This window comes from Nocardioides renjunii, assembly GCF_034661175.1.
GTDB classification, from domain to species: Bacteria; Actinomycetota; Actinomycetes; order Propionibacteriales; family Nocardioidaceae; genus Nocardioides; species Nocardioides renjunii.
Genome location: NZ_CP141058.1, coordinates 2,892,125 through 2,905,965, shown reverse-complemented (window position 1 = coordinate 2,905,965; position 13,841 = coordinate 2,892,125). Strand labels below are relative to the sequence as shown.

13 protein-coding genes are annotated in these 13,841 nt (G+C 72.9%); 9 read left to right on the top strand and 4 right to left on the bottom strand.

Features of this window, described 5'->3' with window-relative positions; all coding sequences use genetic code 11:
* Positions 1-124: 124 nt before the first annotated feature.
* Positions 125-1,357, top strand: a complete 1,233-nt coding sequence (locus tag SHK17_RS13845) for a glycosyltransferase family 4 protein (protein WP_322919605.1) — start codon at positions 125-127, stop codon at positions 1,355-1,357.
* On the opposite strand, the gene SHK17_RS13840 is transcribed toward SHK17_RS13845, so the two are convergent.
* Positions 1,335-2,453, bottom strand: coding sequence for an LOG family protein (locus SHK17_RS13840; RefSeq protein WP_322919603.1), 1,119 nt, complete (start codon positions 2,451-2,453; stop codon positions 1,335-1,337). The genes SHK17_RS13845 and SHK17_RS13840 overlap by 23 nt on opposite strands.
* Before the next feature lie 163 nt (positions 2,454-2,616).
* Positions 2,617-3,510, bottom strand: a complete 894-nt coding sequence (locus tag SHK17_RS13835) for a serine protein kinase RIO (protein WP_322919602.1) — start codon at positions 3,508-3,510, stop codon at positions 2,617-2,619.
* Between the two features lie 178 nt (positions 3,511-3,688).
* Here SHK17_RS13835 and SHK17_RS13830 point away from each other — a divergent pair, with 178 nt between their 5' ends.
* Both SHK17_RS13830 and SHK17_RS13825 read left to right on the top strand, forming a co-directional pair.
* On the top strand, positions 3,689-5,128 hold the full coding sequence (locus SHK17_RS13830) for a M1 family metallopeptidase (protein WP_322919601.1): 1,440 nt from the start codon (positions 3,689-3,691) through the stop codon (positions 5,126-5,128).
* Positions 5,129-5,132: 4 nt separating this feature from the next.
* Positions 5,133-5,738: an AMP-binding protein gene (locus SHK17_RS13825; RefSeq protein WP_322425541.1), complete on the top strand. Its 606-nt coding sequence runs from the start codon at positions 5,133-5,135 to the stop codon at positions 5,736-5,738.
* Here the strand turns inward: SHK17_RS13825 and SHK17_RS13820 are convergent.
* A complete protein-coding gene (locus SHK17_RS13820; protein WP_322919600.1) occupies positions 5,735-6,994 on the bottom strand; it encodes an AAA family ATPase in 1,260 nt (419 codons plus the stop codon). The genes SHK17_RS13825 and SHK17_RS13820 overlap by 4 nt on opposite strands.
* Positions 6,995-7,016: 22 nt before the next feature.
* Positions 7,017-8,072: a tetratricopeptide repeat protein gene (locus SHK17_RS13815; protein WP_172264586.1), complete on the bottom strand. Its 1,056-nt coding sequence runs from the start codon at positions 8,070-8,072 to the stop codon at positions 7,017-7,019.
* A gap of 32 nt (positions 8,073-8,104) precedes the next feature.
* Between SHK17_RS13815 and dxr the strand changes: the two genes are divergently transcribed.
* The 6 genes from dxr to SHK17_RS13785 all read left to right on the top strand — a co-directional run bounded on the left by dxr (position 8,105) and on the right by SHK17_RS13785 (position 13,836).
* Positions 8,105-9,193, top strand: a complete 1,089-nt coding sequence (gene dxr, locus SHK17_RS13810; protein ID WP_322922034.1) for a 1-deoxy-D-xylulose-5-phosphate reductoisomerase — start codon at positions 8,105-8,107, stop codon at positions 9,191-9,193.
* 17 nt (positions 9,194-9,210) lie between these two features.
* Positions 9,211-10,557 carry a site-2 protease family protein gene (locus SHK17_RS13805; RefSeq protein ID WP_172264581.1) on the top strand — a complete coding sequence of 449 codons (1,347 nt, stop codon included), beginning with the start codon at positions 9,211-9,213 and terminating at the stop codon, positions 10,555-10,557.
* 58 nt (positions 10,558-10,615) lie between these two features.
* On the top strand, positions 10,616-11,779 hold the full coding sequence (ispG, locus tag SHK17_RS13800; protein ID WP_322425823.1) for a flavodoxin-dependent (E)-4-hydroxy-3-methylbut-2-enyl-diphosphate synthase: 1,164 nt from the start codon (positions 10,616-10,618) through the stop codon (positions 11,777-11,779).
* Between the two features lie 82 nt (positions 11,780-11,861).
* On the top strand, positions 11,862-12,713 hold the full coding sequence (locus tag SHK17_RS13795) for a GNAT family N-acetyltransferase (protein ID WP_172264576.1): 852 nt from the start codon (positions 11,862-11,864) through the stop codon (positions 12,711-12,713).
* Between the two features lie 74 nt (positions 12,714-12,787).
* Positions 12,788-13,381: an RNA polymerase sigma factor gene (locus tag SHK17_RS13790; RefSeq protein WP_216651950.1), complete on the top strand. Its 594-nt coding sequence runs from the start codon at positions 12,788-12,790 to the stop codon at positions 13,379-13,381.
* The gene (locus tag SHK17_RS13785; RefSeq protein ID WP_322919599.1) at positions 13,378-13,836 is read left to right on the top strand and encodes a hypothetical protein; all 459 of its coding nucleotides are present in this window, start codon (positions 13,378-13,380) and stop codon (positions 13,834-13,836) included. The genes SHK17_RS13790 and SHK17_RS13785 overlap by 4 nt, the downstream gene beginning before the upstream one ends.
* The last annotated feature ends 5 nt before the right edge of the window (positions 13,837-13,841 follow it).

Genomic DNA, 13,841 nt, shown 5'->3' with positions numbered 1-13,841 from the left:
CACGCAACTCGGGTGCGAAGCTCGGCCGCACCTTCCCGCCGAACCCCCGAGCGTCGGGGACCGTTCACGTGTCGTCCTCCCGGATCGGGGCGTCCGTTGCGAGGCGCTTCCTAGCGTCCGGGGCATGGACCTGCTCGAGAGGCGGCGTCGCAGCCGCACCGTCCCGGCCAACCTCGTCACCCTCCCGACCTTCACGCCGCGCGACCTGCATCCGCGCGACCCGGGCCCGCGCCTGCGGGTGCTCGTCGTCACCGAGTCGTTCCTGCCCCAGGTCAACGGCGTCACCAACTCTGTGCGCCGGGTGCTGGAGCACCTGGCCGCCGAGGGCCACGAGGCGGAGCTGATCGCACCGACCGGCCCCGCGACGTACGCCGGGTTCCCGGTCACCCGGGCCCGCGGGGCCAACCTGCCGTTCTACGCCGACTTCCGGATCGGGCTCGAGACCCGCCGCCGGCTCCGGGCGGCGATGCAGCGGTTCCGCCCCGACGTGGTGCACATCGCCTCGCCGGCGACGCTCGGCTACCAGGCGGCGCGCGCCGCGCGGTCGCTCGGCATCCCGACCGTCGCGATCTACCAGACCGACCTCGTGGGGTTCGCCGACCGGTACGCCGTCCCCGGCGGCGCGCGCGCCATGGAGTCGCTCACCCGCCGGATCCACCTGGGTGTCGACCGCACCCTCGCGCCGTCGACGGCGAGCATCGACCAGCTGGCCCGCCTCGGGGTCGACGCCGTGGCGCGGTGGCCGCGGGGCGTCGACCAGGTCCTCTTCGACCCGACCCGGCGCGACGAGGACCTGCACGCCGCGCTCGCGCCGGCGGGCGAGCTGCTCGTGGGGTACGTCGGCCGGCTGGCGCCCGAGAAGGAGCTCGAGCTGCTGGCGCAGGTCGACCGGCTCCCCGGCGTACGCCTCGTCCTGGTGGGCGGCGGGCCGGAGGAGGGCCGCCTCCGGGCGCTGCTCCCGGACGCCGCCTTCCTCGGCGTCCTGCACGGCGAGGAGCTGGCCCGGGCCTACGCCACCCTCGACGTCTTCGTGCACACCGGCCGCCACGAGACCTACTGCCAGTCCGCCCAGGAGGCGCTCGCCAGTGGCGTCCCGGTGGTGGCCCCGCGCGCCGGCGGCCCGGTCGACGTCGTCGACGACACCGTCGCGGGCTTCCTCTACGAGCCGGGCGACGCCGAGGAGCTGGCGGCGCACGTCGAGCGGCTCGTCACCCAGCCCGTGCTGCGGCTGCGGATGTCACGTGCGGCGCGCGCCAGCGTCCACGGGCGGACGTGGCAGGCGGTCAACGAGCTGCTGGTCGGCCACTACCGCGAGGTGGGCGCGGCCCCGGCGCTCAGCCGCCGACGCGCCGGGTGACCTCCGCCACCACCACCGCCACGGCCTCCTCGACGCTGTCGACGAGGTGGACGTGGGGCTCCATCGACCGTCCGCGCGCCAGCGCCTGCAGCAGCGGCCACACGGGAAGGTCCTCGGTCCAGTGGCGGCGGCCGACCAGCACCATGGGCGCCACGGACGTCCGGTCGGCGTAGTAGTTCTCGCAGGCGTCCTGGAAGACCTCCTGCACCGTGCCGCCGGCTCCCGGGAGGAACACGATGCCGGCTGTGCACACTTCGAGCAGCAGCGCCTCGCGCGGGGCGTTGCGGAAGAACTTCGCGATCGCCGTGGCGAAGGGGTTCGGCGGCTCGTGGCCGTAGTGCCAGGTCGGGATGCCGAGCGACGCCCGGCCGCCGGCCGTCGCCTCGACGACGTCCAGCGCGACCCGGGCCCAAGCGCCGATGTCGGGTCGGAACGACGGCACCCGCGCGACCGCCGCCAGCGCGGCGTCGAGCGCGGCGGACGCCTGACCCGATGCGTCCCCCGGCACGAACGCGCCGAGGTTGGCGGCCTCCATCGCCCCGGGTCCGCCGCCCGTGGCGACCGTCAGCCGCGCGGCCAGGGTGTGGCCGAGCCGCGCCGCGTCGGCGTACGCCTCGCTGCCGCGCTCCAGCGCGTGGCCGCCCATGACGCCGACGACCTCGCGTCCGGCGACCCACTCGCCGAGGGCGGCGTCGACGTGGTGGTCGTGCAGCGCCATGGCGAGCGCGTCCTCGGGTCCGGCACCGCGCCGGGACCAGGCGTAGGCCCGGGCGTCGAGGGTGTCCTCGTAGCGGGGTGCGTCGTAGAGCTCGGCGGGGGAGTAGAGGCCCGCCCGGTAGGGGTCGACCGGGACGTCGGGGATCGCGTGCAGCACCACCCCGCCGGCGCGACGTACGGCGTCGTCCTCGCCCTCGGCGAACTCGCAGCCGAGGAACAGCGACTGCGCCAGCGACCGCTCGAGCAGGGCGGGGCCGCGCGCGGTGAGGTCGAGGCGCAGCACCCGCCAGCCGGCCAGCGACCGCACGCCCTCGGCCAGCCGACGGTCGAGGTCGTCGAGGGAGGTGACGTCGAGGACGCGTCCACGGGAGTGCAGCACGCGCCCCAACCTATCCGCTCTCAGGCGTGAGTCCCTGAGAGACTCAAGGCGGACTTGCCGAGCGTGTTGCGAACTTCTGGGGGTGTGCACGCCCCCAGAAGTTCGGGTTTCCCCGCCTGTGCGGGGAAACCCGAAACCCGAGGACCCACCCGACGACCCCCGCTCAGAAGGCGTGGGCCATCAGCTCCCCGAACAGCTCCTGCTCGTCGACCTCGAGCCCGCGGGAGCGGAACCAGGCGCACATGTTGGCGCAGTCGCGCAGCAGGAAGTCCATCCCGCGCGGGTTGCCGACGAGGTCCACCATCTGCGGCAGGTCGATGATGACCAGCCGCTCACCGGCGGCGAGGGTGTTGTAGGGAGACAGGTCCCCGTGCACGAGCCCAGCCTGGACGAGCGTCATCAGCGCGTCGCGGAGCTGCTCGTAGTAGCCCTCGACCACGGTCCGCTCGGGGCGGACCTGGGCCACCCGGGGCGCGGTCTCGACCTCGCCGTCGACGGTGTGGGTGATCCACTCCATCAGGATCTCGGTGTCGTCGATCTGGACCGGGTAGGGGACCGGGAGGCCGAGCTCCCAGCACCGCCGCAGGGCGTTCCACTCCGAGATCGCCCACTCGCCCGCGGCGACCTGGCGGCCCCAGGTCGACTTGCGCTTGAGGGCGCGCTCGTCCCGGGAGCGCTTCATGGAGCGGCCCTCGGTGTAGGCGGCTGCACGGTGGAAGGTGCGGTGGTCGGTGTCGCGGTAGCGCTTCGCGGCCATCACGACCGCGTCCTCGGGCCGGTGCGGGTCGCCGCGCTCCAGCAGGAAGACGTCGGCCTCCTTGCCGGTCTTGAGGATGCCCAGGTCGGCGTCGATGGCGCCGCTGGAGGTGACGACCCAGTCGGGGCGCGGCTCGGGGCCCCGCATGAGGGCCTCGAGGTCCTCCCAGCGGGACCAGCGCTGACCCTCGCCGAGCTCGTCGGCGTAGGTGTGGAACGAGAAGACGAACGACTCGTCGATGCCCTCGGTGGGCGAACGGTCGTCAGTGCGGAGGAAGTCCTCCGGGAATGCGTGCGTCAAGGTGGGTGCTCCGTGCGTGAGAGAGGTGGTCGGCGGGCAGGCCGAGGACAGTGATGGACATGTCACGGCTCCTCTCACAACACGGGCGACGCGGGTCGTCGCCGGGGCGTACGCCGACCAGTCTGGCGCAGCCGTCGGCGGTCCGCACCCGAATTACGGAGTGGGCTAGGTTCGGAGGGTGACCTCACGACCGATCCCTCGACCCCTGCTCGCCGTCGTCCTCGCCGGTGCCATGACCGTCGGGCTGGCCAGCGCCACCGCCACGGCCGGAGTGCGGGCGGACGCCCCGGTCGACGGCGCGTCGGGCATCGGCGACCCCTACTGGCCGCTCGACGGCAACGGCGGCATCGACGTGTCGTCCTACGCCATCGACAACCGCTACTCGCTCGAGGACAGGCGGCTGAGCGGTCGCACCCGCGTCGAGCTCACCGCCCTGACCGAGCTCAGGAGCTTCTCCCTCGACTTCCTGCTGAAGGTGTCGAAGGTGACCGTCGACGGCGCGAAGGCCGACGTCGCCAGGACCGGCGGCGGGCACGAGCTGCGGATCACGCCGAAGCGGCCGCTGGCCGCCGGCACCGAGCACACCGTCGTCGTGTCGTACGCCGACCGCCCCGGCAGGCACTCCTACGCCGGCGAGGACAACTGGCTCGCGAGCCGGCGCGAGGTCGTCACGATGAACGAGCCGCACATGGCCCCGTGGTGGTTCCCCGCCAACGACCACCCGCTCGACAAGGCGGTCGTCGACGTCAAGGTGCGCGTGCCCAACGGGCGCGAGGTGATCTCCAACGGCGAGCTCAAGGGCAGGAAGGTCGGCCGCACCTCCACGATGTGGCACTGGCGCGCCGACGAGCCGATGGTGCCCTACCTCGCCTTCTTCGCCGCCGGCGACTTCACCATCGCCAAGGGCAGGCACCGCGGCCTGCCGTGGCTCGTGGCGGTCTCGAAGGGCCTCAGCGACGCCGAGCACGACGCCAGCATGCGGCTGATGAAGAAGACCCCGGAGGTCGTCGCCGGACTCGAGGAGGACCTCGGCGACTACCCGTTCTCGGTGGTCGGCGGCATCACGACGTCGCTCGACCCGGGCTTCGCCCTGGAGAACCAGACCCGGCCGACCTACCCCTCGGTGGGCGCCGGCTACACCAGCCTCGTGGTGCACGAGCTCGCCCACCAGTGGTTCGGCGACGACATCGCCGTCCAGCACTGGCGCGACATCTGGCTCAACGAGGGGTTCGCGACGTTCATGGAGTGGCGCTGGACCGAGAACCACGGCGGTCGCTCGGCCGCTGCGACCCTGCGCGACTACTACACCGACGTCGACGGCTCCTCCGACTTCTGGAAGCTCACCATCGGCGACCCGGGCGCCGAGCGCGTCTTCGACGGGGCCGTCTACGGCCGCGGCGCCATGACCCTGCAGGCCCTGCGCAACCGCGTCGGCGACGAGGCGTTCTGGCGGGTGCTGCGCACGTGGATCAGCGAGCAGCGCGGCGGCAACGGCTCGTCCGCCGAGTTCGAGGAGGTGGCCGCGCGGGTCAGCGGGCAGGACCTCACCGGCTTCTTCGACGCCTGGCTGCGCACCCCGTCGCGGCCGGCCGAGACGGCGGACAACGGGCTGGCCTGACCCGATGGCCGACGTCACCTGGTTCAGGGCGCCCGCCGACGGCGACCCCGGCACCCTCAACGCCTGCTACAACGCCCTCGACATCCACGTGATCCGTGGTCGCGCCGATGACGTCGCCCTGACGCTCGCCGGCAAGGAGCGGACCTTCGCCTGGCTGCTCACCGAGGTGGCCGCCTGCGCCGGCGTGCTGCGCGCCTTCGGCGTCGGGATCGGTGACCGGGTGGTGCTCGGCTCGCTGCCTCCCGAGGAGGGGGTGCTGGTGGCGCTGGCCGTGGCACGCGTCGGCGCCGAGGCGGCGTACGACGACTCGCCCGGCGCCGAGGGCCGGGTGCGGGTCGGCTCCACCGACGCCGGCGTGGTCCTCACGGTCGACGACGAGGACGTCCCCTGGGACGTCGCGATGCGCGCAGGCCGCACGGACCCGGCGCCCTGCGCCGACGTGCCCGGCGACGCCGTGCTCGCCCGGCACCGCGACGACGTGCTGACCGTGCGCGCCGCGCTCGGCGCGTCGGACGACCAGAAGGTGCCGGTCACCGCCGGCGCCACGCTGGTGGAGGTCGGCGGCGTGGGCATCTGGTCGTTCGGCGCGCCGGAGGAGCAGGCGGGCTAGCGCTGCTTGCGCAGCCACGTCGCCAGGTCGTCGTACTCGCCCGAGGCGTTGGCGTAGAGCGCCACGTTGCGCGCGGTCTCCAACCACGGCCCGATCGAGGGGCGGACCTCGGACAGGGCCTGGTCGAAGTCGGCCATCCCGATCATCCGGACCTGCCCCGAGCCGACGGACTCCATCAGCGCGTTCTCCGACGCCGACTCGCACAGGTGGGCGAGGTCGGCGCCGCTGAAGCCGTCGGTCGCCGTGGCCAGCCTGCGCGTGTCGATGCGCTCGACCGGCCGGTCGCGCAGGTGGGTGCGCAGGATCGCCTCCCGCGCCTCGCGGTCGGGCGGCAGCACCAGCAGCGTGCGGTCGAGGCGACCGGGGCGGCGCAGCGCCGGGTCGACGTCCCACGGGTGGTTGGTGGCCGCGAGCACGAAGACGCCCTCGTTGTCCGAGCCGACGCCGTCGAGCTCGGTGAGGAGCTGGTTGACGGTGGTGCGCGCGCCGCTGTTGCGCGACAGGGAGCGCTTCTGCCCGATGGCGTCGAGCTCGTCGAGGAACAGCACGCACGGCGCGGAGGTCCGGGCGACCTCGAAGAGCTCCTTGACGTTGCGCTCGCTCTGCCCGACGTACATGCCGAGCACGTCGGCCAGCGAGACGTGGATGAAGGAGGCGCCGAGCTCCCCGGCGACGGCCTTGGCGAGGAACGTCTTGCCGCACCCCGGCGGGCCGTAGAGCAGCAGGCCACCTCGCAGCGACTTGCCGTAGAGCCGGCGCAGCTCCGGGTTGCGCAGCGGCGCGAGGAAGCCGGCCTCGAGGCGCTTCTTGACCTCGGTGAGCCCGCCCACGTCCGCGAGCCGTACGCCGACCCGCTCGGCGTCGAACGCGGCCGGGCCGGGGTCCTCGGTGGCGCCGTCGACGAACATCGGTCCGACCGGGTCGCCGAGGTCGGACTCGGCGGCACGCCAGTCGAAGTCGGTCGGCGCACCCGCAGGGGGCACGTCGGTGGGCGCGTCAGTGGGAGCGTCGGTGGGCGCGTCGGCGGGAGCCTGGTCGGCGGGCGCAGGCGCCGACGGGGGAGCCACGGCCTGAGCCATCAGCTCGCGGGCCCGCGCCGACGTGGGCTCGGTGGCCAGGACGGTCGCGACGTGCTCGACGGCCTCGCCGCCGCGCCCGGCGTCGACGAGCAGCCCGGCGAGGTGCAGCCGGAGGGTGAGGTCGTCCGGGGCGGAGCGCACCGCGGCCGCCAGGCTGTCGATCAGTCGCTCGTCCACGGCGCCCACCCTAGGAGGGCCGTCACCGACCGCGCGCGAGGTTGACCGCGGCGGCGCCGATCCAGCCGATGACGCACAGCACGCCGAGCACCCGCAGGATGCCGCCGAGCACGAGCCCGGCTCCGGCCGCCACCGGGTAGGGGGCGAAGGCCAGCAGCAGCACCGCGACGGACAGGAGCACCAGCAGGCCGATGAGGTAGCGCCCCTGCCACCGCGTCCGGCCCCAGATGCCCCGGCCCCAGCGGCTCACGCCGCGCGGGAGCTGGACGCGGACCCGGTGCAGCAGCGTGGCGAGCACGGCGACGTAGGCCGTGCCGCTCAGCGCTCGGGCCCACCAGGGCGCCTCCGTCACCAGCAGCACGCCGAGCACGATCGCCACCCCGCACAGGGACCACACCACGCGCCGGACGAGCAGCAGGAGCACGACGTCGAGGTTCTGGTGCAGCTGCTTCTCCTGCGGGTCGTTGCCGACCGCCGAGCGCAGCAGGCCGGCCGCGCGGCGGAGCCGGCCGCGGTCGAGCTCGGTCGCGGCGAGGTTGTTCTGCGCCATCGTGTGCAGCGGGTCGAGGGCCAGCGCGTTGCGGAAGGCGGCCTGCGCGCCGGCGTGGTCGCCGAGGCCGTCGAGGCACAGGCCGACGAGGTTGTGGGCGTCGGGACTGTGCGGAGCGAGCCCCACGGCCCGCACCGCGGCGTCGTACGCGTCGCGGACCCGCGGTCGCCGCTGGCTCAGCAGGGCGCGGGCGTGCTGGTAGTGCGAGGTGAAGGCGTGCGGCGCGAGCGCCAGGCCGCTCTCGGCGGCACTCAGCGCGCCGGCGCCGTCGCGGCGGTCGCAGAGGACGTCGGTGAGCTGGTGGTAGCCCGCCGCGTGCTCCGGCGCGAGCGCCAGCGCGCTGCGGACCGCCCGCTCGGCCTCCTCGTGCCGGTCCTGGCGGTTGAGGGCGCGACCGAGCCCCAGCAGGGCGGGGACCGACTCCGGGTCGGCGGCGAGGACGTCGCGGAAGCGCTGCTCGGCCTCGGCGTCGCGGCGCAGGTCGAGCAGCGTCTCGGCACGCATGAGTGCCTGCCAGTCCTCGGTCACGGCGCCCATCCTGACAAACTGGGGCGGTGACTGTGCGCGACATCGTGATCCTCGGCTCGACCGGGTCGATCGGCACCCAGGCCCTCGAGCTCGTCCGCGCCCACCCCGACCGCTTCCGCGTCGTCGCGCTCACCGCCGGCGGCTCGAACCGCGAGCTCTTCGACGCCCAGGTGGCGGAGTTCGCCCCCGCCTGGTCCGGCCTGGGCGAGGAGGCGTCGACGGAGGCCGCGGCCCGGGAGTGCGACGTCGTGCTCAACGGCATCACCGGCGCTGTCGGCCTGCGGCCCACCCTGGCCGCCCTCGACGCCGGCAACACCCTCGCGCTGGCCAACAAGGAGTCGCTCATCATGGGCGGTGCCCTGGTCACCGGCCGGGCGCAGCCGGGCCAGATCGTGCCGGTCGACTCCGAGCACTCCGCGCTGGCCCAGTGCCTGCGCTCCGGCACCCGCGCGGAGGTACGACGCCTCGTGCTGACCGCGTCCGGCGGACCCTTCCGCGGCCGCACCCGCGAGGACCTCGCCACCGTCACCGTCGACGAGGCGCTCCAGCACCCCACCTGGTCGATGGGACCGGTCATCACCATCAACTCCGCCACCCTGGTCAACAAGGGCCTGGAGGTCATCGAGGCACACCTGCTCTTCGACATCCCCTTCGACCGGATCGACGTGGTGGTGCACCCCACCAGCGACGTCCACTCGATGGTCGAGTTCGTCGACGGCTCCACGATCCTCCAGGCCAGCCCGCCGACCATGATGATCCCCATCGCGCTCGGCCTCGCCTGGCCCGACCGGGTGCCCGACGCGGCGCCCGCCTTCGACTGGACCACCCCCGGCACGTGGGAGTTCCTCCCGCTCGACGACGACGCCTTCCCGGCCGTCTCCCTCGCGCGGGCGGCGGGGGAGCAGGGCGGCACCGCGCCGGCGGTCTACAACGCCGCCAACGAGGCCTGCGTCGAGGCGTTCCGCGCCGGGCGCCTCCGCTTCGTCGACATCATCCCCACGGTTGCCGACGTCCTCGCCGCCCACGACGTACGCTCGTCGGAGAACCTGACGGTGGACGACGTCCTCGCGGCCGACGCGTGGGCGCGGGAGCGCGCCACCGCCGTCATCGCGCCTGCCTGACCTGACAAGGAACCCTCGTGACCCCGATCCTCTACACCCTGGGTGTCGTCACCTTCGTGGTGGCCATCCTGGTCTCCATCGGGCTGCACGAGTTCGGTCACCTCATCCCGGCGAAGAAGTTCGGGTGCAAGGTGCCGCAGTGGTTCATCGGCTTCGGCCCGACCGTGTGGAGCCGGCAGATCGGTGAGACCGAGTACGGCATCAAGGCGATCCCGCTCGGCGGCTACGTCAAGATCGTCGGGATGCTGCCCCCGGGTGCCGAGGGCCTCGTCGAGGAGACGACCTACGACGAGGACGGCGAGCCGGTGCACAAGGTGCGCCGCTCCAACACCGGCATGTTCACCCAGCTCATCTCCGACGCGCGCGCCGCGGAGTGGGAGTACGTCAAGCAGCACGACACCGACCGGCTGTTCTACCGGCTCACCTGGTGGAAGAAGGTGATCGTGATGGCGGGCGGGCCGATGGTCAACATCGCCATCGCGTTCTCAATCTTCGCGGTGCTGTTCGCGACCTACGGCAACCCCCGCGACGAGGTGGTGGAGCCCACCGTCGCCGCCGTGCCCGCGTGCGTCATCCCGGTCGAGGAGCTGCCGCGCGACTGCACCGCCGACGACCCGGTCACGCCCGCGAAGGAGGCCGGGATCCGGCCCGGCGACGAGATCGTCAGCTTCAACGGCACCCGGTTCAGCGACTGGGACAGCCTCCAGGCGGCGATCCGCGACAACGCCGACGGCAACGCCGTCATCGAGGTGCGGCGCAGTGACACGATGCTGACCCTCACGACCAACACCACGGTGACCCTGCGCCAGACCTCGCTCGAGGACGACACCCTCACCGAGGTCGGCTTCCTCGGCGTCCAGCCGGAGACGAGCCTGCGGACCGGTGGCCTGCTCTACACGACCGAGCAGATGGGGACGATGACCGTCGAGACGGTGCAGGCCCTCGGCCAGCTCCCGGTCAAGGTCTACGAGGTGGGCCGCGCGATCGTCGGGCTCGAGGAGCGCGCCGCCGACAGCCCCGTCTCGATCGTGGGCGGCGGCCGGTTCGCCGGCGAGGCCGCCTCCAACGAGGCGTTCCCGCTCACCGACAAGCTCGTGACGCTGCTGTTCCTCATCGCGAGCTTCAACTTCTTCATCGGCATGTTCAACTTCGTGCCGCTGCTCCCGCTCGACGGCGGCCACATCGCCGGGGCCCTCTACGAAGGCCTCAAGCGCGGCGTCGCACGCCTCCGCGGCCGACCGGACCCCGGGCACGTCGACGTCGCCAAGCTGCTGCCGGTGGCCTACGTCGTCGGGCTCGCCATGCTCGTGATGGGCGTGGTCCTGATCGTGGCCGACATCGTCGTGCCGCTGCACCTGAGCTGACCCGGGTCCCGGGTCCGCCGAGTCGGGTCGAGGAGGTCCGCCGACCTAGACTGGCGCCATGACCGCTGTCAGCCCGTCCGTCTCGCTCGGCATGCCCGCCCTGCCGCCCCCCGTCCTGGCGCCCCGCCGCAAGACTCGCCAGATCAAGGTGGGCTCCGTGGGTGTCGGCAGCGAGTCGCCGATCTCGGTCCAGTCGATGACGACCACGCTGACCTCCGACGTCAACGCCACCCTCCAGCAGATCGCCGAGCTCACCGCCACCGGCTGCGACATCGTCCGGGTGGCCTGCCCGAGCCAGGACGACGCCGACGCGCTGCCCGAGATCGCGCAGCACTCGCAGATCCCGGTGATCGCCGACATCCACTTCCAGCCCAAGTACGTCTTCGCGGCCATCGACGCCGGCTGCGCCGCCGTCCGGGTCAACCCCGGCAACATCCGCAAGTTCGACGACCAGGTCAAGGAGATCGCGCGCGCTGCCAAGGACCGCGGCACCTCCATCCGCATCGGCGTCAACGCCGGCTCGCTCGACAAGCGGATCCTCGACAAGTACGGCAAGGCGACGCCCGAGGCGCTCGTCGAGTCGGCCGTCTGGGAGGCCAGCCTCTTCGAGGAGCACGACTTCCACGACTTCAAGATCTCGGTCAAGCACAACGACCCGGTCGTCATGGTGCGCGCCTACGAGCTCCTCGCCGAGGCCGGCGACTGGCCGCTGCACCTCGGCGTCACCGAGGCCGGGCCGGCGTTCCAGGGCACCATCAAGTCGGCCGTCGCCTTCGGCCACCTGCTCAGCAAGGGCATCGGTGACACCATCCGGGTCTCGCTGTCGGCCCCGCCGGTCGAGGAGGTGAAGGTCGGCCTGCAGATCCTGGAGTCGCTCAACCTCAAGCCGCGGCGGCTCGAGATCGTGTCCTGCCCCTCCTGCGGTCGCGCGCAGGTCGACGTCTACAAGCTGGCCGAGGAGGTCACCGCGGGGCTCGACGGCCTCGAGGTGCCGCTCCGCGTCGCGGTGATGGGCTGCGTCGTCAACGGTCCGGGTGAGGCCCGCGAGGCCGACCTGGGCGTCGCTTCCGGCAACGGCAAGGGCCAGATCTTCGTCAAGGGCGAGGTCGTCAAGACGGTGCCGGAGTCGCAGATCGTGGAGACCCTCATCGAGGAGGCCATGCGCATCGCCGAGGGCATGGAGGCGGTCGAGGGCGCCGAGGCGACCGTCAGCGTCAGCTGACCTACCCCGCCGCACCCCTGACCTGACCGGTGGTCGGCGCTCACGTTGGTGGCCGGCCCTCCACCGCCCTAGGCTCGGGAGCGTGCTGAGGACCCGCGAGCAGGTGCGTGTGCTGGGCCCGGGAGACCGGGACCGCTTCGTCGCGCTCGCCGAGCAGGACCCGGTGGTCAACGTGTTCGCCGACTACCGCGCCCGCCTGACCAACCTCGACGAGCGGTGGCTCGGCGGCCAGGTCTGGGGCCGGTTCGAGGACGGCGAGCTCGTCGCCGGCTGCCACCTCGGTGCCAACCTGGTGCCGGTGCAGTGCACGCCCGCCGACGTGGGCGCCTTCGCCGACGCGGCGCTGCGGCGCCGCAGCAGCGTCGGGACGATCGTCGGCCCGAGCGAGGTGGTCGCCGCGCTGTGGGACGAGATCCAGCCCCGGTGGTCGCGACCGCGCGAGGTCCGCCCGGAGCAGCCCCACCTGCAGATCAGCCGGGCGCCGGCCGTGGCGCCCGCCCCCGACGTACGCCTGACCACGCAGCGCGACCTCGACGTCCTCTACCCGGCCTGCGTCGCGATGTACACCGAGGAGGTCGGCGTCTCGCCGGAGAACGACGCCGGCGGCGGCGACCTCTACCGGGCGCGCGTCCAGCAGCTCATCGGCCGCGGCTGGTCGCTGGCGAGCTTCGACGACCACGGCGTGGTGTTCAAGGCCGAGATCGCCTGCGCGACGCCGTACGCCGCCCAGGTGCAGGGCGTGTGGGTGCGTCCGGACCGCCGGGGCGAGGGCCTCGCCGCGCGGGGCATGTCCGCCGTGGTCAGCCACGTCCTGGAGTCCGGCCTCGCGCCGGTGGTCTCCCTCTACGTCAACGAGTGGAACGCCCCGGCGCGTGCGGCGTACGCCCGCGTCGGCTTCGAGCAGACGGCGACGTTCGCGACACTGATGTTCTGAGAAAGAAATCTCGCTCGCGGTGTATCAGCACGGCGGGTGCTCCCTCCTCTACTGACATGGGGACAATGGTCACCATGTCAGAGGACCGAAGAGCTGAGGGGCAGCTCGACCAGTCACCGTGGGACTTGGCCAGTGGGGCGTTCATCGCCTGGCGTTCGGGGGACGCCAGCGCGGTGGACGATCTGGTCTCCACGATGACACCGGTGCTCTGGCACGTGGTGAGGGCCTACGGGCACGACCGCCAGTCGGCTGAGGACGTGATTCAGGCGACCTGGCTGGGGTTCGTACGCCTGCACCAGACCATCGACGACCCCAAGGCGGTCGCGTCCTGGCTGATCACCTCAGCCAGGCGCGGCGCAGCCGCACACGCCCGGACCGCACGTCGGGCGACACCGGTGCAGGACGAGACGCTGCACGCCGTGCTCCCGGACGCGGAGTCGGCCGAGGCGCTCGCCGTGCTCGGCGACGAGGGATCACGGCTGTGGAAGGCGGTGGCATCGGTCGACGAGCGGTGCCGCAAGCTGCTGCGGGTCGTGGCCTTCATGGACCGACCCGACTACCAATCCTTGAGCCAGGACCTCGACATGCCCGTCGGGAGCATCGGACCCACCCGGGCCCGCTGCCTGGCCAAGGTCCGAACCGCACTGGAGAGAGGAGGCGAGCGATGACTACTGGGGACGCCGCTCTCCTCGAGGAACTGCGTGACATGTGGCTGACGTACGACCCGCCGCCGCCCGGACTCGTGGCGACCATGATCGCGGCCGTGGCCGCCGCCGGCCTCGACGACGAGTGGGAGATGCTCGTCCTGGTCCGTGACTCGCGCGACGAGCCGGCCGCACAGGTGAGGGGGCTCGCCACGTCGCGGATGCTCCACTTCACCGCGGGGGAGGGCTGGTCGCTCGAGGTCGAGCTCGACGAGGGCCAGGTGCGCGGTCAGCTGCTCGACCTCGACGGCGACATGGGGGCCGTCGAGGTCGTGCTCGAGACGTCCGACGGGCAGAGCTGGGCCACCGCCCTCGACGAGGTGGGGTTCCTCGCGATCGCGGCGGAGCCGACCGGTTCGGTCCGTTTCACGGTGCGCCACGCGGGCGGGTCGGCGACCAGCCGCTGGCTCGAGCTCTGAGGGCT